A 24,742-nucleotide genomic window follows, 5' to 3' on the forward strand; every position below is an offset into this window, starting at 1 on the left:
GCCGCAAAGCGGGCAAGATCACAAGCCACACGCGCGCGCCGGCCAAAGCTTGCGCGCGCGCGGGCTCTTCAGCTCAGATCTCGGAGAGAAGAGACAGGAACTGATCGGTCTTCATGCGGTCGACGCTGACCGTTGTGGCCTCGCTCTCCTCGCTGTCCTCCGAGGTCAGCGCCTCGAAGAGCGATTGATAAAGCGTCTCGGTCTCGTCCTCGGTGGACGCGGCCTCAGAGCCACCGGGCGCACCGCCGGGCGGCGGGCCTCCCGGAGGCGGACCACCGGGGGGCGGGCCACCGGGCGGCGGGCCGGAGCCCTTGGTCTCCTCGGTCTCGCTCGACTGGGTCGTCTGGCTCGTCTGAGCCGCATTCGTGGACTGAAGCGCCGTGAGGCTCGACAGGCCGGAGATGGACGTCACGTTCATCGCAACCATCCTTTCTGCTACCTCGCGCCCCGGAGCCTGCGCCCGAATTGCTAAGAAAGGCTTACGATTGCTGCGCCGCCGCAGGGGGTTTACCCCCGATTTGTCTCACATCCGCTTGATCGCCGCCCCTTACGCCCGCGGATGCGCCGCGCGATAGACATCGATCAGCCGCGCCGCATCGACGGCGGTATAGACCTGGGTCGTGGCCAGGCTCGCATGGCCCAAAAGCTCCTGAATCGCCCGCAGATCGCCCCCCGCGGCCAGAAGATGCGTCGCGAACGAATGGCGCATCGCATGCGGCGTCGCCGTCGCGGGCAGGCCAAGCCCCATCCGCGCGCGCTCCATCGCCCGCGCGATCTGGCGCGGGTTCAAGGCCCCCCCGCGCGCGCCACGAAAGAGCGCCTCGCCCGGGGCGAGATCATAGGGGCAAAGGCCCACATACTCGGCCACCGCCGCCCGCGCCGCCGGCAAGACCGGCACCAGCCGCTCCTTGCCGCCCTTGCCGCGAATGCGCAGCACCTCGGGCAAGGGATGCGCCCCGCCCTCAAGGCCCAGCGCCTCGGAAATCCGCAGCCCGCAGCCGTAAAGCAACGTCACCACCGCCGCATCGCGCGCCGCGATCCAGGGCTCGGCGGCCTGAGTATCGACCGCCTCGATCACCGCCCGCGCGGCCTCCTCGCTCAGCGGCCGGGGCAGTTTTCGGGTGAATTTCGGCGCCCGCGCGGCCAGAACATGGGTCGGGTCGAACCCCTCCCGCGCCGAGAGCCAGCGGTAGAAACTCTTCACCGACGAGAGCGCCCGCGCGAGCGAGCGCGCCCCGAGCCCGCGCCCGCGCGCCTCCGCCATCCAGGCGCGCATCTCGCGCGGCCCCACCTCGGCCAGCCGCGCCAGCCCGAGGCTCTCGCCCTCATGCTGGTGCAAAAACCCCAAGAACCCCGCGACATCGGCGCGATAGGCGGTCACCGTGGCCTCCGACGCGCCCTCGAGCGCGCGCAGATGATCGAGCCAACGCGCCAAGGCCTCGCCCGCCGCCGGGCTGAAGCCAAGCTCCATCAGCCGAGCCAGCGGCGCATCGCGCGCTCGAAGATCCCGGCGAAGAAGCCAAGCAGATCAACCCCTTGCGAGGGCTTGAACTGATGCGGATCCTCGGCGCCCATGACCAGCAGCCCGGGCAGACGGCCGGGCCCGAAATCGAGCCGCATCAGTGCCTCGGAGCGGATCCAATCCGCCGCATCGCCATAGATCGCGCGCGAGAGCCCCTGCGTCTGGCGCAGCACCACGCCCCGCGCCGGGCCGCGCCCGCTGCCCATGTATTCCTGAATGAACCCCGGCTCCGCCACACAGAGCACATCGCCGAGCCGCTTGAGCGCCGGGTCGGCCTCGCTGTGCAGGCTCTCGAGCACGAGCCGCACCGCATCGACGCGCAGCACCTCGGCCACCTCGCCCTGCAACACCGCCAGAAACTCCTCGAAGCTCGAAGGCTCCAAAAGCCGCAGCACCGCGCGATGGATCTGATTGGTGCCCGAGAGGTTCTCGTAAGCCGCCGCGATCACCGAGCGATGGGTGTCCTCGAGCCGGTCGAGCCGCGCCTCGAGCCGCTGCATCGCGATGCCGCGCAGATCGACGATATTGGCGCCCATCGCGCGCTCATTCGCCGCCGTCAGCGCCCGCATCAGATCCCGGTCCTCCAGCACAACCTCAGGATCCGAAATGATTTTTTCCCGCAGCTCAGCCGCCAGGGCGTTCTCGCTCATGCCTGCCTCGTTCAAGTCTTTGCTCGTTTTTTGCCACTCTACACGAGTTCATGAAAAAAGGGGGCGAAAAATCGCCCCCTTGCCCCGCGGCCTGGCGGCGCGCTCAGAGAATGTTCTGGCCGGTCTTGGCCCAGTCGGCGAGGAACTGCTCGAGCCCCTTGTCGGTCAGCACATGGTTCGCCATCGCCTTGATCACGGCGGGCGGCGCGGTGATCACATCGGCGCCGATGCGGGCGACCTCGGTGATGTGGTTGACGTTGCGGATCGAGGCGGCAAGGATCTCGGTGTCGAAATCGTAATTGTCGTAGATCGTGCGGATGTCCTCGATCAGCTGGATCCCGTCGAGGTTGATGTCGTCAAGCCGGCCGATGAAGGGCGAGATGAACTTCGCGCCGGCCTTGGCGGCGAGGATCGCCTGCGCGGCCGAGAAGCACAAAGTGACGTTGACCATATGGCCCTCGGATGCGAAAGCCTTGCAGGCGGTCAGCCCGGCCCAGGTCAGCGGCACCTTGATCGCGATGTTGGAGGCGATCTTGGCGAGCTTGAGCCCCTCGGCGATCATGTCCTTGGCCTCGGTGGCCACGACCTCGGCCGAGACCGGGCCTTCGACCATGTCGCAGATCTCGCGGGTCACTTCGAGAATGTCGCGCCCCGATTTCAGGATCAGCGAGGGGTTGGTGGTCACGCCATCGACCATCCCGAGATCATTGAGCTCCTTGATCGCGGCGACGTCGGCGGTATCGACGAAGAATTTCATGGCAGGTCTCCTGAGCAGCAGTTGCGCGCCTGATAGCGCAAACCGGCCCGCCGGGCCAGAGGGGAATCGCCGCGCCCGCCCCGCCGCGCGCAAAGGGGGCGCTGCCCCCCTCGGCCCTGCGGGCCTCACCCCCCGGGATATTTCCGCATCATTGAAGGGGAGCCCGCGCCCTGCCCTTCAACGATGCGATAAATATCCCCGCCGGAGGCAAGACCCTTGAGCGCGCGGGGCACGAGCATGCCGAGCTGGTTCGAGGCGGGCGGGCGGGTCTCGGTGCTGACCACCGAACCCGTGGGGCGCCCGCTCGATTATCTCGCGCCGGAGGGCGGCTGTTTTCTCGGGGCTTTTGTCGAGGTGCCGCTCGGGCCGCGGCGGGTGATCGGCGTGGTCTGGGGCCCGGGCGACGGGCGGTTCGAGGCGGCCAGGCTGCGCCCCGTCACCCGGGTGCTCGAGGTGGCGCCGATGCGCGATGAGCTGCGCGAGTTCCTGATCCGCATGGCGCGCTATGTGATGGCCTCGCAGATGGCGGTTCTGCGGCTCGCCACCCGCACGCCGGGGCTTTTCGAGCCGCCCGGCGCGCGCAAGGTCTATCGGCTCGGCCGCGGCGCCCCCGCCCGCGAGACCGAGGCGCGCGCCAAGGTTCTCGCCGTGCTCGAGGAGCAGCAGGACGCGGCCTTCTACCTCAGCGAGCTCGCCCAGCTCGCCGGCGTCACGCCGCAGGTGGTCAAGGGCCTCGTCAAGCTCGGCGCCGTCGAGGAGGTCGAGCAGCCGCGCGATCTGCCCTATCCGCGCCTCGACCCGGCCGCGCCCGGCAAGGCGCTCTCACCCGATCAGGCCGCCGCGGCCGAGGCCCTGCGCGCGGGCGGTGGCGAATTCGGGGTCACCCTGCTCAAGGGCGTCACCGGCTCGGGCAAGACCGAGGTCTATCTCGAAGCGGTCGCCGATTGCCTCGCCCGCGGCCGCCAAGCCCTTGTTCTGCTTCCTGAAATCGCGCTCTCGGCGGAGTTCCTCGCCCGCGTCGAGGCGCGGTTTGGCGCGCGCCCGGGCGAGTGGCATTCGGGCGTCACGCAATCCGAGCGGCGCCGGCTGTGGCGGATGGTCTCCTCGGGCGGGGCGCAGCTCGTCGTGGGCGCGCGCTCGTCGCTCTTCCTGCCGTTCCGCGACCTCGGGCTGATCGTCGTCGATGAGGAACACGACAGCTCCTACAAGCAGGAGGAGGGCGTCCTCTACAACGCCCGCGACATGGCGGTCCTGCGCGCCTCGCTCGCCTCGGCGCAGGTGGTGCTCGCCTCGGCCACGCCCTCGCTCGAAAGCTGGGCCAATGCCGAGGCCGGCAAATACGCCCGGATCGATCTGAAAAGCCGCTTCGGCGCCTCCGAACTGCCCGAGATGCGCGCCATCGACATGCGCGAGGAGCGCATCGAATCGGTCCACTGGATCTCGCCCAGCCTCGTCGGCGCGGTGCTCGAGCGGATCTCGCGCGGCGAACAGGCGATGCTCTTCCTCAACCGCCGCGGCTATGCGCCGGTCACCATCTGCCGCGCCTGCGGCCATCAGATCGCCTGCGATCATTGCGATGCGCGGATGGTCGAGCACCGGTTCCTCAACCGGCTCGTCTGCCACCAATGCGGCGAGCAAAAGCCGATCCCCGCCGCCTGCCCGAGCTGCGGCGTCGAGGGCCGCCTCGCCCCCGTCGGGCCGGGCGTCGAGCGCCTCGCCGAGGAGGTTGCCGAGCGCTTCCCGACGGCGCGCGTGGCGGTGCTCTCCTCCGATCTCTTCGGCTCGGCGCGCGCGCTCAAAGACACGATCGCCGAGATCGCCGCGGGTGGCGCCGATATCATCATCGGCACCCAGATCGTCGCCAAGGGCCACAACTTCCCGCTCCTGACCCTCGTCGGCGTGGTCGATGCCGATCTCGGGCTGCAGGGCTCGGATCTGCGCGCCGCCGAGCGCACCTTCCAGCTCATGCGCCAGGTCGCCGGCCGCGCCGGCCGCGCCGAGCGCCCGGGGCTGGCGCTCTTGCAAAGCTACCAGCCCGAGCATCCGGTGATCCGCGCGATCCTCTCGGGCGAGGAGGAGGCCTTCTGGCGCGCCGAGGCCGAGGGCCGCCGCGCAGCCGGCGTGCCGCCCTTTGGCCGCATGGCCGGGATCATCCTCTCCGGCCCCGAACTCGCGCCGCTCTTCGAGATCGGCCAGGCGCTCGCCCGCGCGCCCGCGCCGCTCGCCCGCATCGGCGCCGAGCTCTTCGGCCCGGCGCCCGCGCCCATCGCTCGGGTGCGCGGGCGCCACCGGGTGCGGATGCTGATCAAGGCCCCGAAGAGCGCCGCCTTGCAAGACGCGATCCGCGCCTGGCTGCGGGCGGTGAAAATCCCCCCCGCGATCCGCCTCGCCATCGACATCGACCCGCAGAGCTTCCTCTAACGCTTTTTCTGAGCACTTGCGCGCAGCCGGGCCCGCGCCTGCGCGCTTATCGCCCCGCTTGCGCGCCTGCGCGCGCGGGCGTATCGCGAGCCATGACCAAGCTCTTCGCCGAACTCCCGCTCTCCGAGGCCCAGACCCTGCCGCGCTGGCGCCGGCCGGATGCGCTCCTTTACCTGATGGCCGCCGCGATGCCGATCGCCTTCGCCACCTGGTCGGCGCTTTTGAACAATTTCGTCATCGAGGTCGCCTCCTTCACCGGCCGCGAGATCGGCTGGCTGCAATCGGTGCGCGAGATCCCGGGGTTTCTGGCGATCGGGGTGATCGTGCTGCTGTGGGTGCTGCGCGAACAGGTGCTCGCGCTCCTCGCGCTTGGCCTCCTTGGCGCGGCCACGGCGGTGACCGCGATGTTCCCGCAGGTCGGCGGGATGATGCTCGTGACCTTCCTCAGCTCGGTCGGCTTTCACTATTTCGAGACGGTGAACCAATCGCTCCAGCTCCAGTGGATCGACCGCGCCCGCGCGCCGCAGACGCTGGGCCGGATCGTCGCGGTGGGCTCGGGCGCCTCGCTCGCGGCCTATGCGGTGCTGGTGCTGACCTGGAAGACCTTCAACCTCAGCTATGGCCTCGTCTATGGCGTCGCGGGCGGCACCACGCTCCTCCTCGCCATCGCCGCCGCGCTCCTCTACCCGCAGTTTCAATCCCCCCACCCGCAGCTCAAGACCTTCGTGCTGCGCCGCCGCTACTGGCTCTATTACGCGCTGCAATTCATGGCCGGCGCCCGACGCCAGATCTTCGTGGTCTTCGCCGCCTTCATGATGGTCGAACGCTTCGGCTTCCGGGTCGATGAGATCTCGGCGCTGTTTCTGATCAACTTCGCCGCCAATATGATCGCCGCCCCCGCGATGGGCCGCGCGGTCGGCCGCTGGGGCGAGCGGCGCGCGCTCAGCGTCGAATATATCGGGCTGATCTTCGTCTTCCTCGCCTACGGCGGGCTCTACTGGTTCAACTGGAGCGTCTGGGTCGCCGCCGCGCTCTATGTGCTCGATCACCTGTTCTTCGCCCTCGCCTTCGCGCAAAAGACCTACTTTCAGAAGATCGCCGACCCCGCCGATATCGCGCCGACCGCGGCCGTGGCCTTCACCATCAACCATATCGCGGCGGTGTTCCTGCCCGCGGCGCTGGGCTATCTGTGGCTCGCCTCGCCGGCGGCGGTCTTCGCGCTCGCGGCGGGCATGGCGGCGGTCTCGCTCGGCCTGTCGCTCCTGATCCCGCGCCACCCGGAAAAGGGCTACGAGACGATCTTCGCGCGCCGCCGCTGACTGGACCGGCGCCGCCCCGCCCCTATATTACCGGCACCCCCTGAAGGAGCCCGAAGATGCGCCCGACCCGCCTGCCCACCGCCACCGAGGCCCTCCCCGGCCGCCCCGAACCGATGCCGCTCGCCGAGGATCACTTCCTTTTCCACCGCCCGCTGCGCGCCCCCCGCCCCGAAGGCTACGCCGAGGCGATGTTCGGCATGGGCTGCTTCTGGGGCGTCGAGCGCAAGTTCTGGGGGCAGAAGGGCGTCTGGCTGACGGCGGTCGGCTATGCCGGCGGGCTCACCCCGAACCCGACCTACCGCGAGGTCTGCACCGGGCTGACCGGCCATAACGAGGTGGTGCGCATCACCTTCGACCCCGCGCAAATCTCCTACACCGACCTGCTGCGCCTCTTCTGGGAAAACCACAACCCCACCCAGGGCATGCGCCAGGGCAACGACCAGGGCACCCAATACCGCTCCGGCATCTATACCTATGACGCCGAGCAACAGTCCGCGGCCGAGGCCTCGCGCGCCGCCTACGCCCCCCGCCTCGCCGCTGCCGGCTATGGCCCGATCACCACCGAGATCCTGCCCGCCCCAGCCTTCTATTTCGCCGAAGACTACCACCAACAATATCTGGCGAAAAACCCCGAAGGCTATTGCGGCATCGGCGGCACCGGCGTGAGCTGCCCTATCGGGCTCGCCCTCTGACCCACGCCGCGCCTGCGCCCGGCCGGGGAATGCGTATTTTAGCCAAGAAGAAACGACAGGGCTCTCGGAAACGTTCCCGTTTCTTCTTGGTCCAAATACGCAAATTCCACCGAAGCCACGCGCCACGCCGCCCGGCAGGCTTGACCCGCCCGCCCCCCTGCGCCAAAGCAGGGAGAAGCCCAAGGGGAGCCGCCATGACCACCTATACCGCCTTCACCACGCTGGCCGACCGCGACGCGGCCGAAGCCCTCTCCGAGCTCGTCGAAGAGCTCGACCCCGCGCCCTATGGCGTCGGCGTCTTCGAGATCGAGGACGGGTCCGAGCGCTGGGAGGTCGGCGCCTATTTCCTCGAAGCCCCCGATGAGGTCGCGCTCCTGCTCCTCGCCGCGGCCCATGGCGCGCAGCCCTTCGTGGTCTCCGAGCTCCCCGAGATCGACTGGGTCGCCCATGTCCGGCGCGAACTCGCCCCGGTCGTCGCCGGCCGCTTCTTCGTTTATGGCAGCCACGACGCCGACAAGGTTCCCGCCGAGGCGATCCCGCTGCGCATCGACGCCGCGATGGCCTTCGGCACCGGCCATCATGGCACCACGCTCGGCTGCCTGACCGCCCTCGACCGGCTCGAACGCGCGGGCCTGCGTGCCCATAACGTCGTCGATATCGGCTGCGGCACCGCCGTGCTCGCCATGGCGGCGGCGAAACTCTGGCCCGAGCGAATGCTCGCCTCCGACATCGACCCGGTCGCCGTCGAGACCGCCGCGGCCAATTGCGCCGGCAATGGGCTCGGCGATCGGGTGATCTGCCTCGAGGCCGCGGGCTTCGAGCACCCCGAAATCAAATCCGCCGCGCCCTTCGACCTTATTTTCGCCAATATCCTGAAGGCGCCGCTGATCGGGCTCGCCCCCGATATGGGCCGCTATTGTGCCGAATCAGGTCATGTCATCCTCTCTGGCATCCTCCACGAGCAGGCCGATGAGGTGATCGCCGCCTATCAGGCGCAGGGCTTTACCCTCGTTTCCCGCGACGAATTCGGCGATTGGACGACACTGGTCCTGCAACGGAAACAGTAAGCCGATCTTGGTTATCGTTAGGTTAAGCATTTCGGCGCATACTGGGGCCGTGCTGAGGGAGCACGGCAGTCCGGGTGTTCGCCATGACCAACGAAACCAGACCGACCTTCCAGGACCGGCTCGACCGGATCGAGAAAATCAACGCCAGCGGCGGCGCCTTCGAGGCGACCGGCGCGCTTGGGCGCAGTTATTTCGACGCGATGCGCCCGCCCGCGCGGCGCAGCCTGCCGTGGAAAGGCATGACCTTCTTCTTCGCCGGCGCACTGCTCTTCAAGGGCACCGTCTATGCCTGGCTCGGCGCGGCCTATGATACCCGCGTGGCCGAGCTCGCCGCTGGCAACCCGCTCGAGCGCTTCGGCGCCTGGCTGATGAAGGCCGAGCCCGCGACCCATGTCGTCGCCGCCGCGCTGCGGCCGTTCCTGCATCTGGGATGAGCCCGTCCGGGCAAGCAAAAGGGCCGCGCTCCTACCGGAGCGCGGCCCTTTCTTCATCGCCCGCCATCAGCGCGCGACGCGGTCGATATCGTAGCGGGTCAGCCCGATATCATTGAGTTCGCGATCGCTCAGACGCGACAGCGCCGAACGCGTGATCCGCGCTTCATTCCACGCCAGCACGGCGTCGATCATCTTGCCAAACAGACCATTCCGCGACGCGCGGAAAGACATGCGATTGGTATCCACAGCCGACATCGGACCGTCTCCGTTCATAAACTGCTTAAGTTTCAGGCTCGTTCTTCGAGGTGCCGCATCTATATTTGGCCCTATGCGAAAACAACCCCCGCGAGAGCAGCCCTGCCATGCACGCCGCGAATGGCTGCGCCGGTGCCGGGCCACCCCCGCGCAAGCCCCTCGATAGGGCTGATATGTAACGGTTTTTTGCGCCCATCCGTCGCAGCCAAACGAAATTCGCAAGCCGATAGCCGAAATCCGGCCGCGGGAAACTGCGAACAAGTTTAACGAAAGGAGGAAAGTGGTGGCGAGGGGGGGACTCGAACCCCCGACCCTGCGATTATGAGTCGCATGCTCTAACCAACTGAGCTACCTAGCCACTGGCGCGCTGACTAAGCGAAGCCGCGCGGGCCGTCAAGAGCCGAAACCGAGAAAGTTTTGCGGCACTTGCATCCGCCGGGCACTTTGCCCGTTGGCCTGCCGCGCCGGGCGCGGTAGCACGGGCGCAACGAAGGAGTCGCCGATGGAAACTTCCGCCCTGCCGCTCACCCGTGACATCGTCCTGATCGGCGGCGGCCACGCCCATGCGATCGCGCTCAGGATGTGGGGCATGGCGCCGCTTCCCGGCGTGCGGCTGACCGTGATCAACCCGCGCGCCACCGCCGCCTATTCGGGCATGCTGCCGGGCCATATCGCCGGCCATTACCCCCGCGCCGCGCTGCAACTCGACCTCGTGCGCCTCGCCCGCCACGCCGGCGCCCGGCTGATCCTCGGCCACGCCACCGGCATCGACCGCGCCGCCCGCGAGATCACCGTGCCGGGCCGCGCCCCGATCCGCTACGACATCGCCTCGATCGATACCGGCATCACCGCCGAAATGCCTGATCTTCCGGGCTTTTCCGCCCATGTCATCCCCGCCAAACCGCTCAACGCCTTCGCCGACGCCTGGGAACATTTCGCCGCCACCGCCCCCGAAGGCCCCCGCATCGCGGTGATCGGCGGCGGCGTCGCGGGGGTCGAACTCGCGCTCGCCTTCGCGCACCGCCGCCCCGACGCCCGCGTCACCGTCTACGAGGCCGGCCCCGAGGCGCTCGCGCTGATCGGCCCGGGCGCGCGCGCGCGCCTGCGCGCCCATTGCGCCCGCCTCGGCGTCGAGATCGAGGAAAACGCCCGCGTCGCCGAGGCCCGCCCGGGCGCGCTCCTCCTCGCCGATGGCCGCACCGTCGCGGCCGATTTCACGCTCGGCACCGGCGCGACCCGCCCCGCCGACTGGCTCGCCCAGACCGGCCTCGCGCTGCACGAGGGCTTCGTCACCGTCTCGCCCACCCTGCAAAGCTCCGACCCCGCGATCTTCGCCGCCGGCGACATCGCCCATCTCGCCTTCGCGCCCCGCCCGAAAGCCGGCGTCTACGCGGTGCGCGCGGCGCCTGTGCTCTTTGACAACCTGCGCGCCGCCGCAATGGGGCGCGCCTTGCGCCCCTACCGCCCGCAGCGCGATTACCTCAAGCTGATCTCGACGGGCGACCAACACGCGGTCGCCGACAAATGGGGCCTGCCGCTCGATGGCCGCTGGCTCTGGCGCTGGAAAAACCGCATCGACACGCGCTTCATGGCGATGGTCCACGACCTGCCCGCGATGCCCGCGCCCCCCCTGCCGCGCGATCTGGCGCAGGGCGTCGCCGAGGCGCTCGGGCCAAAGCCCCTTTGCGGCGGCTGCGGCTCGAAACTGGGCCGCGCCGCGCTCGGCGGGGCGCTCGCGAGCCTGCCCGCCCCGGCCCGCGACGATGTCCTCACCGGCCCCGGCGATGACGCCGCGATCTTGCGCCTCGGGCTGCGCACCCAGATCTTCACGACCGACCACATGCGCGCCTTCCTCGAGGATTACGGCCTCTTCGCCCGCATCGCCGCGACCCATGCGCTTGGCGATATCTGGGCGATGGGCGGCGCGCCGCAGGCCGCGCTGGCGCAGGTCACCCTGCCTCGGATGAGCGAGGAGCTGGCCGAGCGCACCCTCGCCGAGATCCTCGCGGCGGCGGGCGAGGTGATGCGCGCGGCGGGCGCCGATCTCGTCGGCGGCCATACGAGCTTCGGCGCCGAACTCAGCCTCGGCTTCGCGCTCACCGGCCTGACCGACCGCGCGATCGAGACCCGCGGCGCGCGCCCGGGCGATGTGCTTCTCCTCACCAAGCCCTTGGGAACCGGCGTCATTTTCGCCGCCGAGATGCTCAAATCCGCGCCCGGCGAGGTGGTGGCGAGCGCGCTCGCCGCGATGTCGCGCCCGCTCGCGCGCGATGCCGCGATCCTCGCGCCGCGCGCCCATGCGATGACCGATGTGACGGGCTTTGGCCTGCTCGGCCATCTGAGCGCGCTTTGTGAGGCCTCGAACACCGGCGCCGAGATCGCGCTTGCCGCCGTGCCGCTCCTGCCCGGGGCCGAGGCGCTGGCCGCGGCGGGCCATGGCTCGAGCCTCCTGCCCGCCAATATCGCCGCCACCGCGGGCCGCGTTCTCGCCCCGCCCGGGCCGCGCACCGATCTGCTCCATGATCCGCAAACCGCGGGCGGGCTCCTCGCCGCGGTGCCCGCCCGCGAGGCCGCGGCCCTTCTCGCCGCGCTGGCCGAGGCCGGCATCGCCGCCGCGCGGATCGGCCAGATGACCGAGCCCGGCGAGATCCTGATCCGGGTCAGCTGACGAGCCGCTCCGCCGCCGCGATCACCGCCCGCGCAAGCCCCGCAACCGCCTCGGGCGCAAGGCTCGGCGCCGCGATCTCGACCGCTGCGCCGCCATGGCGCGCGCGGTGCTTGGCGTAGCGCGGGTCATAATGGAGCGCCATCAGCTCGCCCGCGAGCGGGGTGAGGGCCCCCGCCGCGCCCCAGCCAAGCCAGCGCTCGACCGCCTCGGCCGGCTGAAACGGCCGCAGCTTGTCGATCAGCCGCGCAAGCTCCGCCCGGTCGCCCGCAACATCGCCATAGGCCCGCGCGAGATACTCCGCCCGCGCCGCGAGAGGCGCCGCGATCTGCACCCGGGGCGCGGCGCAGATCGCCGCCCAGATCCCCTTCGGCAGGTTGATCGCACCGATCTTCGAGCTCTCCGCCTCGACCAGAACCGGCCGCCCCGGGTCGAAGCCGCCAAGCGCCAGCGCCAGCTCGCGCTCGAAGGCCTTTTGCGAGGGCTGCCCCCCCGGCCGCGCCCCGAAGATCGAGCCTCGATGGTTCGCCAGCCCCTCGAGATCGAGCACCTGCGCGCCAAGCCCTTGCGCGGCCAGCAAAATCTCGGTCTTGGCCGAGCCGGTATTGCCGTCAAGCACCACCACGCGCGGCACCACCGGCGCCGCCACCGCCGCAACGACCAAGCCCCGCCAGGCCTTGTAGCCGCCCTCGACCAGCTCCACCCGCCAGCCGATCTGGCGCAGAATCGTCGCGAAAGACCCCGATCTCTGCCCGCCCCGCCAGCAATAGACGAGCGGCCGCCAGCCCCCCGGCATCGCCGCCAAGGGCCCCTCGATATGGCGCGCGGCATTCTTCGCCACCAGCGCCGCGCCGATCTTGCGCGCGTCAAAGGGCGAGACCTGCTTGTAGATCGTGCCGACACGGGCGCGCTCGGCATCGTCGAGCACCGGCAGGTTGATCGCCCCGGGCAGGTGGTCCTCGGCGAATTCCGAGGGCGCGCGCACGTCGATGATCGTATCGAACCCCGCGCCGAGGGGCTCGTCCACCGTGCTCAGCCGCATCAGTAAACCGTGACCGGCGTCCCGACAGGCACCTGATCGAAGAGCGCGATCACATGGTCGTTGACCATCCGCAAACAGCCGTTCGAGACCGCATGGCCGATCGAGCTCGGCTCGGTGGTGCCATGAATGCGGATCGCGGTGTCATGGCCGTTTTGATAGAGATACATCGCCCGCGCGCCGAGCGGGTTTTTCGGGCCGCCGGGCATGCCGGTCTCGGCGTAGCGGGCGTAATGCTCGGGGCTGCGCTGCACCATCTCGGGCGTGGGCTTCCAGCTCGGCCATTCGACCTTGCGCCCGACCACCGCCTGCCCGCGGAATTTCAGCTCGCCCCGGCCCACCGCCACGCCATAGCGCATCGCACGCCCCGGCGCGATGATGTGGTAAAGGAAGAACTTGTCCGAAACGATGATGATCGAGCCCACCGGCAGTTCGGGGCGCACGCGCACCTCGGTCGGGTAATATTGCCGCGCGATCGGCCATTTCGGCGCTTCGGCGGGGGCGGAGGCGGTCTCGACCTCCGGCGCGGTGCTGGCAGCCTGAGCGCCCAGCGGCGCGGTCGCGCCGAGCGCGGCGAGCGTGGTCAGGAAATGGCGGCGGAACATGGCTTTCTCCGATCTCTTTGGGGCAGGCTAACAGGCGCCTTTCTCCGGCTCAACTCCCAAGCAGGGCTCAGGGTTCACGAAAACGGGGGGGTTCACGAAAACGGGGGGGGATTCACGAAAACGGGCGGGGAAGCCCCCGCCCGCGCCGTCCGCCGATGAGCGGAGATTACTTCGCCTCGAAGGCGCAGCCGGTCTTGAAGCCGAGCTTGGCGAAGATCTTCGCCGCCGGGCAGAAGCCGGTGAAGGCCGATTGCAGCAGGTTCGCGCCGATGAACACGGTGAACCACATGAAATAGGGCGAGACGAGTTGGGTCAGGATCACGCTGATCAGGACCATGGCCCCGGCGAAAGCGAACATGATACGGTCGAGCGACATCGGGATCTCCGTCAGGGAAGGTTTCTGGGCTCTCAGGTAACATCCCCGGGGCATGTATTCAAGGTCTCGAATGTTTTGCGCCGCCCACCGACCTTGACCCCGCCCGCCCGGCGCGCCAAGTGGGAGAGGGAACAAGGAGAGCCGCCATGACCGAGCCGCTGTCGCACACCACCTTCATCATCGACGGCATGCATTGCGGCGCCTGCACCGGGCGGGTGGAGCGCGCGCTCGCCGCCGAGCCGGGGGTGGCCTCGGCCGCGGCGAACCTGATGGCGCGCTCGGCGCGGGTCGAATTTGCCGCGCCCGCCACCCCGGCGAGCCTCGCCGCCGCGCTGGCCAAGGCGGGCTACCCGGTCAACGAGGCGCAGGCGCGGCTCGATATCGAGGGGATGACCTGCGCGAGCTGCGCGGGCCGGGTCGAGCGCGCCCTCGCCGAGACCCCGGGCGTGATCTCCGCCGCCGTCAACCTCGCCACGCAAAGCGCCGCCGTCACCTATGCGCAAGGCGCCATCGCCCCCTCCGAGCTGGCCCGCACCGTCACCGACGCAGGCTACCCCGCCCGCGTGCAGACCGCCGACGCCCCCCCCGCCCCGGTCGCCGCCCGCCAGGCCGCCGAGGCGCGCGCGCTCAAACGCGATGTGATCGTGGCGAGCCTGCTCACCGCGCCGGTGGTGTTCCTCGCCATGGTCAGCCACATGTATCACCCGCTCCACCACTGGCTCGCGCGGATGATCGGCGAGGATGTGATGTGGTGGATCCAGTTCGTGCTGACCGCGCTCGTGCTCGCCTTCCCCGGGCGGCGCTTTCTGGCGCTCGGTATCCCCGCGCTCCTGCGCGGCGCGCCCGAGATGAACTCGCTCGTCGCGATGGGGGCGCTGGCGGCCTTTGGCTATTCGGCGGTGGTGATGCTCGCGCCGGGGCTCCTGCCGCCCAGCGCGCTCGAGATCTATTTCGAGGCCGCCGCCACCATCGTCACCCTGATCCTCGTCGGCCGCTGGCTCGAGGCGCGCGCCAAGGGCCGCGCCGGCGAGGCGATCTCGCGCCTCGTCGCGCTGCGCCCCGCCACCGCCCAGGTCCGCCGCCCCGCGGGGCTCGTCGAGCTGCCGGTCGAGGAACTCGCCCCCGGCGATATCGTCGAAATCGCCCCCGGCGCGCGGATCGCGGTCGATGGCGAGCTGATCGAGGGCCATGGCTGGGTCGATGAAAGCATGCTCACCGGCGAGCCCGCCCCGGTCGAGAAAACCCCGGGCATGAAGGTCACCGGCGGCACCGTGAACGGCCCCGCCGCGCTCGCCTTCCGCGTCACCGCGACCGGCACCGATACCGTTCTGGCGCGGATCATCGCGCTCGTCGAAGAGGCGCAGGGCCAGAAACTCCCCGTTCAGGCGCTCGTCGACAAGGTCACCCGCATCTTCGTGCCCGCGGTGATGGGGCTCTCGGCGCTGACCTTCGTTCTGTGGCTGGCCGCGGGCCAGGGCCTCACCCACGCCCTCGTCGCCGCGATCTCGGTGATGATCATCGCCTGCCCCTGCGCGATGGGGCTCGCCACCCCCGTCTCGATCCTCGTCGGCACCGGCCGCGGCGCCGAACTCGGGCTCCTCTTCCGGCGCGGAGATGCGCTCCAACGCCTCGCCGAGGCCCGGATCGTCGCCTTCGACAAGACCGGCACCCTGACCGAGGGCCGCCCCGCGCTGACCGATCTCTTCCCCGCCGCACCCGATTTCACCCCCGAGCAGATCCTCGCCATCGCCGCGGGCGCCGAGGCGCGCTCCGAGCATCCCCTCGCCCATGCGGTGCTGGCCGAAGCCGCCGCCCGCGGCGTCGCCCCCGCACGCGCCCGCGCGGTCAAGGCGCTGCCCGGGCGCGGGCTCAGCGCGCAGGTCGAGGGCCATGAGATCCTCCTCGGCAATGCCCGCGCGCTCGCCGAGGCCGGGGTGGATTGCACCTTCCTCGCGCCGGTGGCCGAGGCGCTTGCGCGCGAGGGCAAGACGCCGCTCTGGCTGGCGCAGGATGGCCGCCTCGCGGCGCTGATGGCGGTCTCCGACCCGCTCAAGAAACACGCCCATGATGCCGTCGCCGCGCTGCAATATGACGGCGTCGAGGTCGCGCTGATCTCGGGCGACATGAAGGCCACCGCCGAAAGCGTCGGCCGCACGCTCGGCATCTTGCGCGTGGTGTCCGAGGTTTTGCCCGAGGGCAAGGTCGCCGCCGTCAAGGATCTGCGCGAACGCGCTGTCACCGCTTTCGTCGGCGATGGCATCAATGACGCCCCTGCCCTCGCCGCCGCCGATATCGGCATCGCGATCGGCACCGGCACCGATGTCGCCATCGAAGCGGCCGATGTCGTGCTGATGCAGGGCGACCCGCAGGGCGTCGCCCGCGCACTCGCCCTTTCCCGCGCAACCATGCGCAATATCAAGCAAAATCTCTTCTGGGCCTTCGCCTATAACACCGCCCTGATCCCGGTCGCGATGGGCGTTCTGCGCCCCTTCGGCGGGCCCGGCCTCTCGCCGATGCTGGCCGCGGGCGCGATGGCCTTCTCCTCGGTTTTCGTGGTCACGAACGCGCTCCGGCTGCGCCGCGCGGGCCGCTAAGGCGCCCGCCTGCGCCCGCCCCGTCGGCAAAGCTCCGCCGATCGTGGTAAAATTTCCTTCCCAGACAGGGGTTTTCGGCGCATTTCTCTTGAAGCAAAGAGATTTGAGGCCTTCATGCAGCTCTCCCGCCGCGCCGTGATCCTGTCCGCGCTCGCCCTCTCCGCCTGTGGCGGCGGCCCGCGCGAATCCTCGAAGAACGTGCCCACCGAGATGCGCCCCGGCGAAACGCCCGAGATGCGCGCCCTGATCGACCGCTACGCCGATCACTACGAAGTGCCCCGCGCGCTCGTCCACCGCGTCGTGCGGCGCGAAAGCAGCTACAACCCCACCGCCCGCAACGGCCAGTATTACGGCCTGATGCAGATCTCGCCGCAGACCGCCCGCGGCATGGGCTTCCGCGGCGAACCGGGGGAACTCCTGCGCGCCGAAACCAACCTCAAATATGCGGTCAAATACCTGCGCGGCGCCTGGCTGTGCGCCGATGGCTCGCATGACCGCGCGGTGATGTGGTATTCGAAGGGCTATTATTACGAAGCCAAACGCCGCGGCATCCTGCGCGAAACCGGCCTCAAAAGCTGATCCCGGCGCGGCGCCCAGGCCGTCTGTTGCTTGCGTATTTTTGCCAAGAAGAAACGGCAGGGGCTCGCAAACTCCCCCGTTTCTTCTTGGTCCAAATACGCAAATTCCGCTGCCTCACTCCGGCGCGCGCAAGACCTGTGCGGGGCGGGCACCAAGCGCGCCGCGCGCAAAGATCAGGTTCGCCGCCAGAACCGCGACGACGCCCCCCGCGACGATGGCGATCGCGCTGGCCGGCGCGAAGCGGAACTCCGCCCCCATCACCAGATCGACCACCGCCCAGCCCGCGAGCCCGCCAAAGCCGATCGCGACGACGCCCGCCGCCGCCCCCATCAGCGCGGCCCGCAGCGCAAAGGCCCCGAGGATCATCCCCCGCGTCGCGCCGAGCGTCTTGAGCAGTGCAGCCTCGCGCGCCCGCGCCGCCTCGCCCGAGGCCGCCGCCCCGATCAGGACCACAAAGCCCGTCACCAGCGTCACCCCGGCCGCCATCAAGGTCGCCCGCGCAATCGCGCCGAGCGCCTCGCTGACCCGCCCGATCGTCTCGCGCACGCCGATCGCGGTCACGTTGGGGAACTCTTGCGCCAGCGCGCGCATGATCCCCGCCTCGGCCGCGGGCGGCGCATAGATCGTGGCGAGCGCCGAATGCGGCGCCGCCGAGAGCGCGGCGGGGTTGAAGGTCAGCACGAACCCGATCCCCATCGTCGCGAAATCCACCGCCCGGAACGAGGCGATCTCGGCCTCGATATCGCGCCCGAGGATATTCACCGTCAGCCGGTCCCCGAGCTTCAGCCCGAGCTCGCCGGCCTCCTTCGCCGCCACCGAAACGAGCGGCGGGCCCGCATAATCGGGCGCCCACCATGCCCCCTCGGTCAGCGCCTCGCGCGGCGCCTCGGCATAGGTCACGCCCCGGTCGCCGCGCAGCACCCAATGATCCCCCGCCACCTCGCGCGCCGGGCGGCCGTTGATCTCGGTGATCACCCCGCGCAGCATCGGCGCGGTCTCGACCTTGGTCACATCGGGCATGCCGGTCAGCCGGTCGCGGAAGGCCGCGAGCTGATCGGGTTGGATATCGATGGCGAAAAACGCCGGCGCCGTCTTCGGCAGATCGCGCGCGATCGCCCCGCGCAGGCCCGCATCGACCTGCCCCACCGCCGCCAGAACCGAGAGCCCGAGCCCGAGCGACACGATCACCGCCCCCGCCTCGGAGCGCGGCGCGCCCATCGCGGCAAGGGCGGTGCGCCAGATCGGGCGCCCGCGCGCCGCCGCCCCGGCCCGCCGCGCGAGCCACCGCACCCCGCGCGCGACGAGCGCGAGCACCAAAAGCGCCCCCGTCACCGCCGCAAAGGCCGCGAGCGTCAGCCCCTTCAGCCCCGAAAACATCACCGCGGCCGCCAGCAGAACCGCGCCCAGCGCCCCGATCACCACCAGCGCCCGCAGCGGCGGCACCCGCCGCGCCCGCCCGCTCGCCCGGTAGAGCAGCGCCGCGCGCATCTCGCTCATCCGCGCGAGCGGCCAGAGCGCGAAAATCGCCGCGATCAGCGCCCCGTAAAGCGCCGCCTCCGCCAAGGGCCGCGCGCTGAGCGCGATCTCGACCTTGAAGGGCAGCGCCGCCGCGATCGGCCCGGAGGCCGCCCAAACCGCCCCCGCGCCCAAGGTCACGCCGCCCGCGAGCCCCAGCGCGGTCAGCACCGCGAGCTGGATCAGGAAGGCGCCGCGGATCACCGCCCCGCTCGCGCCAAGCGCGCGCAGCGTCGCGACCGTCGCCGCCTTGCGCTCGAGCCAGCCCGCCACCGTCGCCGAGATCCCCACCCCGCCGACCGCGAGCCCCGCGAGCCCGACAAGCACGAGGAAACTGCCCAGCCGGTCGGTGAAGCGCTCGGCCGCCGGGCTCGCGCGGCGGCTATCCGCCCAGCGCATCCCCGCGCCCTCGAACCGCGCCACGGCGGCGGCTTTTTCTGCAGCAAGATCCGTGCCTTGCGGGAAGGCCACGCGATATTCCGTCTCATAAAGCGCGCCGGGCGCCAGAAGCGCCGTGCCGCGCAGCGCGTCGAGCGAGACGATCGAGCGCGGCCCGAAGGCCATGCCGGTGCCCAGCGAATCGGGCTCGCGCAGGAGCCGCGCCATCAGCACGAAGTCGATCCCCCCGAGCGTGAACCGATCGCCCGGCGCAAGGCCCAGCCGATCGGCCAGAAGCGGGTCGAGAAACGCGCCCGGCAGCCCCCCCACCCCCGCCAGCGCGCCCGGCCCGACCGGCGGGTCAAGCTCGAGCGCCCCGATCAGCGGATAGGCATCATCGACCGCCTTGAGCTGGGTCAGCGCGCGATCGTCCCCCGACCCCGCCATCGAGCGCAGGCTCACCACCTCGGAGACCGCGCCCGCCCGCCCCTCGATCCAGGCGCGCTCCTCAGCGCTCGCCGCGCGATAGGTGAACTCGAGCCGCGCATCGCCGCCCAGAAGCTCCGCCCCCTGATCGGCCAGCCCCGACCGGATCGCCTCGCGCACGAGCCCCACCGCCGCAATCGCCGCCACGCCGAGCACAAGGCACGCCAGAAACACCCGAAACCCGCGCACCCCGCCGCGCAGCTCGCGCCGCGCGATGGTGGCCGCGACCGCAAGCCCGCTCATGCCACCGCCTCGCCCACGAGCTGCCCATCGGCGAGCCGCACCACCCGCCCACAGCGCGCCGCAAGCTCGGGCGCATGGGTGACCATGATCAAGGTCGCGCCATAAGCCTCCTGCAGCCCGAAGATCAGATCCATCACCGCCGCGCCATTCGCGGCATCCAGATTGCCCGTCGGCTCATCGGCCAAGAGGATCGCCGGCCGCGGCGCGAGCGCGCGCGCCAGCGCCACGCGCTGCTGCTCGCCCCCCGACATTTCCGCCGGATAATGCCCCCGCCGATGCCCGAGCCCGACCGCCGCAAGCTCCGCCTCGGCGCGCGCAAAGGCATCCGCCGCCCCCGCGATCTCGAGCGGCAGCGCGACATTCTCGAGCGCGGTCATCGTCGGAATCAGGTGGAAAGACTGAAACACCACCCCCATATTAGCCCGGCGGAAGCGCGCCAGCTCATCCTCGCCCATCGCGGTCAGGTCATGGCCGAGCGCCGCGATCTGCCCGCCCGTGGCGCGCTCGAGCCCGCCCATCAGCATCAGGAGAGACGATTTGCCCGACCCCGAAGGCCCCGTCAGCCCGAGACTTTCCCCCCGCGCGACCGACAGCGTGATGCCGCGCAGGATTTCCACGGGGCCGGCATTGCCATCGAGCGTGAGCCGCGCCGCGTTGAGGGTCATGATCGGGTCGGTCATCAAGGGGCTCCTTCGTCTCGCTTCCCTCCGATATGGGGCGCGCGGGGCCGGGCTCAACCGTCTGGCGGGGCTCTTTTTCGTGATATTTGCGGCCTTTGGCGCGCCGACGCTCGCCGCGCCGGTCACCGTGCTCGCGCTCGGCGACAGCCTGACCCAGGGCTATGGCCTGCCGCCCGAGGACGGGCTCGTGCCGCAGCTCGGGCGCTGGCTCGCCGCCCATGGCACCGAGGCCGAGCTGATCAACGCGGGCGTTTCGGGCGATACGACCGCGGGCGGGCGGGCGCGGGTCGAGTGGTCGCTCACCCCCGAGGTCGGCGCGGTGATCGTGGCGCTCGGCGGCAATGACCTGTTGCGCGGGCTCGCCCCCGAAGAGGCGCGCGCCAATCTCGATGCGATCCTGACCACGGTGGGCGCGCGCGGGCTGCCGGTTCTGCTTGTCGGGCTGAAGGCGCCGGGCAATTACGGCGCCGCGTATCAGGCCGATTTCGACGCGATCTGGCCTGATCTGGCGGCCAAACACGGCGCGCTCCTGCTGCCCGATCTGCTCGCGCCGATCGCCGCGCTGCCGCCCGAAACCCGCGCCGCCGAAGGGCTGATGCAGGGCGACAATATCCACCCCTCGGCGAAGGGCGTCGCGATGGTCGTCGAGGCGCTCGGGCCCAAAGTGCAGGAGCTCGTCGCGAAAGCCGCGCCCTAACGCGCCCCCCGCCGGTCGAGCGCCCAGAGCGCCCCGGCGCCCACAAGCCCGAGCCCCGCGCCGAGCCCCGCCGCGAGCCCATAGCCGCCAAGCCCGGTGCCGACCGCGAAGACGGCGGCGCAAATCGCATCGCCCGCGAGCTTTTGCAGCGCCATCAGCGAGGCCCCCGCCCCGGGCCGCGCCGCTAGGAGCTCCTGCAGGTAAGCCATCGGCTGGGTCAGCACCACCGCGCCCCCCGCCGCCCCCGCCAGCGTCAGCCCCCAGACCCAGCGCGTCTCGGCCAGAAGCGGGATCCCGGCGAGATGCACCGCATAAAGCCCCATGCCGATCCAGATCAGCGCGGTCTGCGACACCCGCCCGAGCACCCGCGGCAGCGCCAGCATGAAGGGCACCTCGAGCCCCGCCACGATCCCCGCATAAAGCGCGGTATCGGCCGCCCCCCGCCCCGGGATCGCGGCAAAGACCAGCCCCACGACCACGAGATAGAGCGTCACCGCGCCATGCACCGTGCCCAGCGCCAAAACCCGCACGAGCACCCGCCCCTCGGCCATCTCCCGCAGGCTCTGCGCGAAGCTGAGCCCCGAGGGCGGGTCGGGCCAGCGCGTCGCGCCGTCCTTCGGCCAGAACCGCCACACGAGGCCCAACAGCACCCCGCCAAAGATCAGCGTCACCGGGTAAAGCACCAAAAGCGGCGCCCCCGCGTCGAATACCACCGCCCAGATCGGCAAGACCACCACCCAGGGCAGCGCGAACGCCGCCCGCAGCGTGGCGAGAATCGCCGGGCGCTCCGCCTCGGGGTGCAGGCTCGCCGCGAGCCGCGCCAGCGCGAAGAATTGCCCAAAGAGCGAGCCCGAAAGCGGCAAGATCAGCGCATGGGCCACGACAAAGACCAAAGGCCCCGGCGCCAGAACCATCAGCGCCGTGCCGGTGAGCAAGAAGCCCCCCGAAGCCAGCGCGATCACCCGCCGGTTCGCGCGCTGATCGGCGAGGATGCCAAAGCCCACCGAGGCCGCCACCGAGACCCCGGAGGCCACAATCAGCAGCGCCGAATAGGCCCCGTCGCTGAGGTGAAAAAGCGTGACCGCCAGCGCCGAGACATAGGGCGCAATCGTCGCCGCATGGGCACCAAAGAGCACCAAAAGCGCCCCGGCAAGGAGCAACACCGGGTCGCGGATGATCGGGCGCAGGGACGCGGGCAATGGCATGGGAAACCTCACGCCCCCTGATGCGCCGCCCCGCGCGCCGATGCAAGCCCGCCCCGCGCGGGGCCCCGGTCACGGAAGCGTCTTGCCCGGGTTCAAGATCCCCCGCGGGTCGAGCGCGGCCTTGATCGCGCGCATCACCTCGAGCGCGACCGGGTTCTTGTGCGCCGCCATCGTCGGGCGCTTCGAGAGCCCGACCCCATGCTCGGCCGAGAAACTGCCCCCCAGCGCCACCGCCTCCTCGGCCACTGCCGCGCGGATTGTGTCGCGCAAACCGGCGTCGTCGCGCGTCGGATAGGCGGTATAATGGATATTGCCATCGCCCAGATGCGCAATCACCAACTCCTCCGCCCCCGGGTCGAGCACCGCAAGCCGCGCCGTCATCCGGTGCAGGAAGGTCTCCAGCCGGTCGAGCGGGAAAGCCACATCGGTATCGACGAGATTGGGCGTCGTGAAGGTGATCTCGGCCGCTGATTCGCGCATCAGCCAGAGCTTGCGCCGCTGCGCCTCGCTCCCCGCGATCACCGCATCGCCGATCAGCCCCGCCTCGAGCGCACCGCCGAGGATCTCCTCGAGAAGCGCGCTCGGGCTCTCATCGGCCCGCGTCGAGGCGATCTCGATCAGGATATTGACCGGCTGCGGCGGGAACGGGCAGGCAAGCTCCGGCTTGAGCCGCGCGAGCCGGTCCATGTAGCGCGCGGGCATGAATTCAAACGCCTCGACCGCGCCGCCCGACCCCGCCTGCACCCGGTTGAGCAGATCGAGCGCAACCTCGAGGCTCTCGACCCCGATCAGCGCCGTGCCATAGCCCGCCGGCGCCGGCACGAGCTTGAGCACGGCGGCGGTGATCACACCGAGCGTCCCCTCCGCCCCGATCATCAGATCGCGCAGGTCATAGCCCGTGTTATCCTTGTGCAACTCGGTCATCAGATCCATCACCCGACCGTCGGCCAACACCACCTCGAGCCCGAGACACAGCGCGCGCGCCGAGCCATGGCGCACCACATTCGAGCCCCCCGCATTGGTCGAGAGAAAGCCCCCGACCATCGCCGAGCCCTTCGCCCCGAAAGTCAGCGGGAAGACGAGCCCCGCCTCCGCCGCCACCTCATGCAGCCGCTCGAGCACCACGCCCGCCTCCGCCACCACCGTGCGCGTCGCCGCGTTCAGCCCCCGCACCCGATTGAGCCGCGCCAGCGAAAGCATCAGCGCCCCCTCGGCATGAGTGCCGCCATTGAGCCCGGTATTGCCGCCCACCGGCACCACCGCCACCCCCGCCGCCGAGGCCAGCCGCATCACCGCCGCCACCTCCGCCGTCGACCCCGGCCGCGCCACCGCCAGCGGCGTCCAATGATAATGCCCGGTCCATTCGCGCCCGAACCCGGCAGCCTCCGCCCCGGTCAGAACCTGCGCCGCACCGATTTCCGCCCGCAATGCCTCGAGAAACGCCATATCCCCTCCCGGCCGCCCGCCCGCCCCCACCGTCGATTTTGCGTATTTTTGCCAAGAAGAAGAGGAGAGCCCTGCGCTTCTTCTTGGCCGAAATACGCAAATTCCGCCCTACTCAGCCGCGAACGGCCGAGCAAAGGCTCAGCCGCGCCAGTCGAAAAAGCCCTTCGGCGCGAGGCCGAGAAGCTCGCGCGCGAGATCCGCGCCGAGCTCGGCCGCGTCGGAGATCGCCCCGCGCCGCTCGCCCGCAATCGCCTCCGAGCCATCGGGGCGCAAGATCTCGCCGCGCAGCCAGATCGCGCCGCCTTCGAGGATCGCAAGCCCCGCGATCGGCGTCTCGCAGGAGCCGTCGAGGGTCGCGAGGAAGGCGCGCTCGGCCGCGAGCCGCTCGCCCGTCGGGCGGTCGTGGATCGGCGCGAGCAGCGCGGCGGTCGCGCCATCGGCGCCGCGCCGCTCGATCCCGATCGCACCCTGCGCCACGGCGGGCAGCATCTCCTCGGGCGCGATCGCCGAGCGCGCGACCTCGGCCATACCGAGCCGGTTCAGCCCCGCCATCGCGAGGAAGGTCGCCTCGGCCACCCCCTCGGAGAGCTTCTTCATCCGGGTCTGCACATTGCCGCGGAACTCGACCATTCTGAGATCGGGGCGGCGATTGGCGAGCTGCGCGCGCCGGCGCAGGCTCGAGGAGCCCACCACCGCGCCCTCGGGCAGATCCATCAGCCGCGCGACCTTGGGCGAGACGAAGGCATCGCGCACATCCTCGCGCGGCAGGTAGCAATCGAGCACCAACCCCTCGGGCTGCGCGACCGGCATATCCTTCATCGAATGGACCGCGATATCGATCCGCCCGGCGAGCATCGCCTCCTCGATCTCCTTGGTGAAGAGCCCCTTGCCGCCCAGTTCCTTGAGCGGCTTGTCCGCGGCGATCAGCGCGGCATTGTCGCCCGTGGTCTTGATCACCACGATCTCGAAGGCGCCCTCGGGCAGGCCATGCGCGGCCATCAGCCGGCGGCGGGTCTCATGGGCCTGCGCCAGCGCCAGAGGGCTGCCGCGCGTGCCGATCTTCAGCGGGTCCGTTTCGGAGGGCATCTTGGTCATGGCCAAGCGATAGCTGCGGCAA

22 protein-coding genes and 1 tRNA gene are annotated in these 24,742 nt (G+C 70.4%); 9 read left to right on the forward strand and 14 right to left on the reverse strand.

Annotated features, from left to right (window positions below; translation table 11 throughout):
* Positions 1-73: 73 nt before the first annotated feature.
* The 4 genes from LPB142_RS19440 to fsa form a co-directional block, all read right to left on the reverse strand.
* The gene (locus tag LPB142_RS19440) at positions 74-418 is read right to left on the reverse strand and encodes a hypothetical protein (RefSeq protein ID WP_198037837.1); all 345 of its coding nucleotides are present in this window, start codon (positions 416-418) and stop codon (positions 74-76) included.
* Positions 419-547: 129 nt separating this feature from the next.
* The gene (locus tag LPB142_RS13505) at positions 548-1,471 is read right to left on the reverse strand and encodes a tyrosine recombinase XerC (protein WP_071166682.1); all 924 of its coding nucleotides are present in this window, start codon (positions 1,469-1,471) and stop codon (positions 548-550) included.
* On the reverse strand, positions 1,471-2,172 hold the full coding sequence (locus LPB142_RS13510; protein ID WP_071166683.1) for a DUF484 family protein: 702 nt from the start codon (positions 2,170-2,172) through the stop codon (positions 1,471-1,473). The genes LPB142_RS13505 and LPB142_RS13510 overlap by 1 nt, the downstream gene beginning before the upstream one ends.
* A 103-nt stretch (positions 2,173-2,275) precedes the next feature.
* On the reverse strand, positions 2,276-2,929 hold the full coding sequence (gene fsa / locus LPB142_RS13515) for a fructose-6-phosphate aldolase (protein WP_071166684.1): 654 nt from the start codon (positions 2,927-2,929) through the stop codon (positions 2,276-2,278).
* A gap of 237 nt (positions 2,930-3,166) precedes the next feature.
* Between fsa and LPB142_RS13520 the strand changes: the two genes are divergently transcribed.
* The 5 genes from LPB142_RS13520 (at position 3,167) to LPB142_RS13540 (ending at position 8,862) form a co-directional block, all read left to right on the forward strand.
* Complete coding sequence (locus tag LPB142_RS13520) at positions 3,167-5,350, forward strand: primosomal protein N' (RefSeq protein WP_071167260.1); 2,184 nt, start codon at positions 3,167-3,169, stop codon at positions 5,348-5,350.
* 92 nt (positions 5,351-5,442) lie between these two features.
* Positions 5,443-6,669, forward strand: coding sequence for an MFS transporter (locus tag LPB142_RS13525; RefSeq protein ID WP_071166685.1), 1,227 nt, complete (start codon positions 5,443-5,445; stop codon positions 6,667-6,669).
* Positions 6,670-6,725: 56 nt separating this feature from the next.
* Entirely contained in the window at positions 6,726-7,361 is a 636-nt protein-coding gene (gene msrA, locus LPB142_RS13530) for a peptide-methionine (S)-S-oxide reductase MsrA (protein ID WP_071166686.1), read from the forward strand.
* A gap of 194 nt (positions 7,362-7,555) precedes the next feature.
* Positions 7,556-8,428 (forward strand): 50S ribosomal protein L11 methyltransferase, encoded by an 873-nt coding sequence (locus LPB142_RS13535; protein ID WP_071166687.1) that lies wholly within the window; start codon positions 7,556-7,558, stop codon positions 8,426-8,428.
* Positions 8,429-8,511: 83 nt separating this feature from the next.
* Entirely contained in the window at positions 8,512-8,862 is a 351-nt protein-coding gene (locus tag LPB142_RS13540) for a hypothetical protein (protein WP_068764975.1), read from the forward strand.
* Positions 8,863-8,928: 66 nt separating this feature from the next.
* Here LPB142_RS13540 and LPB142_RS13545 read toward each other — a convergent pair whose 3' ends face one another.
* Both LPB142_RS13545 and LPB142_RS13550 read right to left on the reverse strand, forming a co-directional pair.
* Positions 8,929-9,117 (reverse strand): DUF1127 domain-containing protein, encoded by a 189-nt coding sequence (locus LPB142_RS13545; RefSeq protein WP_071166688.1) that lies wholly within the window; start codon positions 9,115-9,117, stop codon positions 8,929-8,931.
* Positions 9,118-9,398: 281 nt separating this feature from the next.
* Positions 9,399-9,475, reverse strand: a tRNA-Met gene (locus LPB142_RS13550).
* A gap of 144 nt (positions 9,476-9,619) precedes the next feature.
* Here LPB142_RS13550 and selD point away from each other — a divergent pair.
* Positions 9,620-11,785 carry a selenide, water dikinase SelD gene (gene selD, locus LPB142_RS13555; RefSeq protein ID WP_071166689.1) on the forward strand — a complete coding sequence of 722 codons (2,166 nt, stop codon included), beginning with the start codon at positions 9,620-9,622 and terminating at the stop codon, positions 11,783-11,785.
* On the opposite strand, the gene mnmH is transcribed toward selD, so the two are convergent.
* The 3 genes from mnmH to LPB142_RS13570 form a co-directional block, all read right to left on the reverse strand.
* Complete coding sequence (gene mnmH, locus LPB142_RS13560) at positions 11,778-12,824, reverse strand: tRNA 2-selenouridine(34) synthase MnmH (protein WP_071166690.1); 1,047 nt, start codon at positions 12,822-12,824, stop codon at positions 11,778-11,780. The genes selD and mnmH overlap by 8 nt on opposite strands.
* Positions 12,824-13,426 (reverse strand): L,D-transpeptidase, encoded by a 603-nt coding sequence (locus LPB142_RS13565; protein WP_068764979.1) that lies wholly within the window; start codon positions 13,424-13,426, stop codon positions 12,824-12,826. The genes mnmH and LPB142_RS13565 overlap by 1 nt, the downstream gene beginning before the upstream one ends.
* A 166-nt stretch (positions 13,427-13,592) precedes the next feature.
* Complete coding sequence (locus LPB142_RS13570) at positions 13,593-13,802, reverse strand: YgaP family membrane protein (protein ID WP_068764980.1); 210 nt, start codon at positions 13,800-13,802, stop codon at positions 13,593-13,595.
* Between the two features lie 146 nt (positions 13,803-13,948).
* Between LPB142_RS13570 and LPB142_RS13575 the strand changes: the two genes are divergently transcribed.
* Both LPB142_RS13575 and LPB142_RS13580 read left to right on the forward strand, forming a co-directional pair.
* Positions 13,949-16,396, forward strand: a complete 2,448-nt coding sequence (locus LPB142_RS13575; RefSeq protein ID WP_071166691.1) for a heavy metal translocating P-type ATPase — start codon at positions 13,949-13,951, stop codon at positions 16,394-16,396.
* A 114-nt stretch (positions 16,397-16,510) separates the two neighbouring features.
* Complete coding sequence (locus LPB142_RS13580) at positions 16,511-16,975, forward strand: lytic transglycosylase domain-containing protein (protein ID WP_068764982.1); 465 nt, start codon at positions 16,511-16,513, stop codon at positions 16,973-16,975.
* A gap of 114 nt (positions 16,976-17,089) precedes the next feature.
* On the opposite strand, the gene LPB142_RS13585 is transcribed toward LPB142_RS13580, so the two are convergent.
* Both LPB142_RS13585 and LPB142_RS13590 read right to left on the reverse strand, forming a co-directional pair.
* Entirely contained in the window at positions 17,090-19,597 is a 2,508-nt protein-coding gene (locus LPB142_RS13585; RefSeq protein WP_071166692.1) for an ABC transporter permease, read from the reverse strand.
* The gene (locus tag LPB142_RS13590; protein WP_071167261.1) at positions 19,594-20,277 is read right to left on the reverse strand and encodes an ABC transporter ATP-binding protein; all 684 of its coding nucleotides are present in this window, start codon (positions 20,275-20,277) and stop codon (positions 19,594-19,596) included. The genes LPB142_RS13585 and LPB142_RS13590 overlap by 4 nt, the downstream gene beginning before the upstream one ends.
* Between LPB142_RS13590 and LPB142_RS13595 the strand changes: the two genes are divergently transcribed.
* Positions 20,261-20,974 (forward strand): arylesterase, encoded by a 714-nt coding sequence (locus tag LPB142_RS13595; protein WP_071166693.1) that lies wholly within the window; start codon positions 20,261-20,263, stop codon positions 20,972-20,974. The genes LPB142_RS13590 and LPB142_RS13595 overlap by 17 nt on opposite strands.
* Here LPB142_RS13595 and LPB142_RS13600 read toward each other — a convergent pair.
* The 3 genes from LPB142_RS13600 to hemC all read right to left on the reverse strand — a co-directional run bounded on the left by LPB142_RS13600 (position 20,971) and on the right by hemC (position 24,711).
* The gene (locus LPB142_RS13600; RefSeq protein WP_068764985.1) at positions 20,971-22,179 is read right to left on the reverse strand and encodes an MFS transporter; all 1,209 of its coding nucleotides are present in this window, start codon (positions 22,177-22,179) and stop codon (positions 20,971-20,973) included. The two genes, LPB142_RS13595 and LPB142_RS13600, sit on opposite strands and share 4 nt — an antisense overlap.
* Positions 22,180-22,248: 69 nt before the next feature.
* Positions 22,249-23,625, reverse strand: coding sequence for an FAD-binding oxidoreductase (locus LPB142_RS13605; protein ID WP_071166694.1), 1,377 nt, complete (start codon positions 23,623-23,625; stop codon positions 22,249-22,251).
* Between the two features lie 138 nt (positions 23,626-23,763).
* Positions 23,764-24,711: a hydroxymethylbilane synthase gene (gene hemC, locus LPB142_RS13610; RefSeq protein ID WP_068765049.1), complete on the reverse strand. Its 948-nt coding sequence runs from the start codon at positions 24,709-24,711 to the stop codon at positions 23,764-23,766.
* Positions 24,712-24,742: the final 31 nt, after the last annotated feature.

It is taken from the genome of Rhodobacter xanthinilyticus (assembly GCF_001856665.1).
Taxonomy (GTDB): domain Bacteria; phylum Pseudomonadota; class Alphaproteobacteria; order Rhodobacterales; family Rhodobacteraceae; genus Rhodobacter; species Rhodobacter xanthinilyticus.

What these genes read in the sequence shown, in the direction of transcription:
- LPB142_RS13585 (WP_071166692.1), bottom strand. Translation starts at nt 19,597, where the DNA reads ATGAGCGGGCTTGCGGTCGCGGCCACCATCGCGCGGCGCGAGCTGCGC.
- LPB142_RS19440 (WP_198037837.1), bottom strand. Translation starts at nt 418, where the DNA reads ATGAACGTGACGTCCATCTCCGGCCTGTCGAGCCTCACGGCGCTTCAG.
- LPB142_RS13565 (WP_068764979.1), bottom strand. Translation starts at nt 13,426, where the DNA reads ATGTTCCGCCGCCATTTCCTGACCACGCTCGCCGCGCTCGGCGCGACC.
- LPB142_RS13595 (WP_071166693.1), top strand. Translation starts at nt 20,261, where the DNA reads ATGATCGGGTCGGTCATCAAGGGGCTCCTTCGTCTCGCTTCCCTCCGA.
- LPB142_RS13600 (WP_068764985.1), bottom strand. Translation starts at nt 22,179, where the DNA reads ATGCCATTGCCCGCGTCCCTGCGCCCGATCATCCGCGACCCGGTGTTG.
- LPB142_RS13535 (WP_071166687.1), top strand. Translation starts at nt 7,556, where the DNA reads ATGACCACCTATACCGCCTTCACCACGCTGGCCGACCGCGACGCGGCC.
- LPB142_RS13545 (WP_071166688.1), bottom strand. Translation starts at nt 9,117, where the DNA reads ATGTCGGCTGTGGATACCAATCGCATGTCTTTCCGCGCGTCGCGGAAT.
- hemC (WP_068765049.1), bottom strand. Translation starts at nt 24,711, where the DNA reads ATGCCCTCCGAAACGGACCCGCTGAAGATCGGCACGCGCGGCAGCCCT.
- mnmH (WP_071166690.1), bottom strand. Translation starts at nt 12,824, where the DNA reads ATGCGGCTGAGCACGGTGGACGAGCCCCTCGGCGCGGGGTTCGATACG.
- LPB142_RS13540 (WP_068764975.1), top strand. Translation starts at nt 8,512, where the DNA reads ATGACCAACGAAACCAGACCGACCTTCCAGGACCGGCTCGACCGGATC.
- msrA (WP_071166686.1), top strand. Translation starts at nt 6,726, where the DNA reads ATGCGCCCGACCCGCCTGCCCACCGCCACCGAGGCCCTCCCCGGCCGC.
- LPB142_RS13520 (WP_071167260.1), top strand. Translation starts at nt 3,167, where the DNA reads ATGCCGAGCTGGTTCGAGGCGGGCGGGCGGGTCTCGGTGCTGACCACC.
- selD (WP_071166689.1), top strand. Translation starts at nt 9,620, where the DNA reads ATGGAAACTTCCGCCCTGCCGCTCACCCGTGACATCGTCCTGATCGGC.
- LPB142_RS13525 (WP_071166685.1), top strand. Translation starts at nt 5,443, where the DNA reads ATGACCAAGCTCTTCGCCGAACTCCCGCTCTCCGAGGCCCAGACCCTG.
- LPB142_RS13580 (WP_068764982.1), top strand. Translation starts at nt 16,511, where the DNA reads ATGCAGCTCTCCCGCCGCGCCGTGATCCTGTCCGCGCTCGCCCTCTCC.
- LPB142_RS13510 (WP_071166683.1), bottom strand. Translation starts at nt 2,172, where the DNA reads ATGAGCGAGAACGCCCTGGCGGCTGAGCTGCGGGAAAAAATCATTTCG.
- LPB142_RS13575 (WP_071166691.1), top strand. Translation starts at nt 13,949, where the DNA reads ATGACCGAGCCGCTGTCGCACACCACCTTCATCATCGACGGCATGCAT.
- fsa (WP_071166684.1), bottom strand. Translation starts at nt 2,929, where the DNA reads ATGAAATTCTTCGTCGATACCGCCGACGTCGCCGCGATCAAGGAGCTC.
- LPB142_RS13505 (WP_071166682.1), bottom strand. Translation starts at nt 1,471, where the DNA reads ATGGAGCTTGGCTTCAGCCCGGCGGCGGGCGAGGCCTTGGCGCGTTGG.
- LPB142_RS13605 (WP_071166694.1), bottom strand. Translation starts at nt 23,625, where the DNA reads ATGGCGTTTCTCGAGGCATTGCGGGCGGAAATCGGTGCGGCGCAGGTT.
- LPB142_RS13570 (WP_068764980.1), bottom strand. Translation starts at nt 13,802, where the DNA reads ATGTCGCTCGACCGTATCATGTTCGCTTTCGCCGGGGCCATGGTCCTG.
- LPB142_RS13590 (WP_071167261.1), bottom strand. Translation starts at nt 20,277, where the DNA reads ATGACCGACCCGATCATGACCCTCAACGCGGCGCGGCTCACGCTCGAT.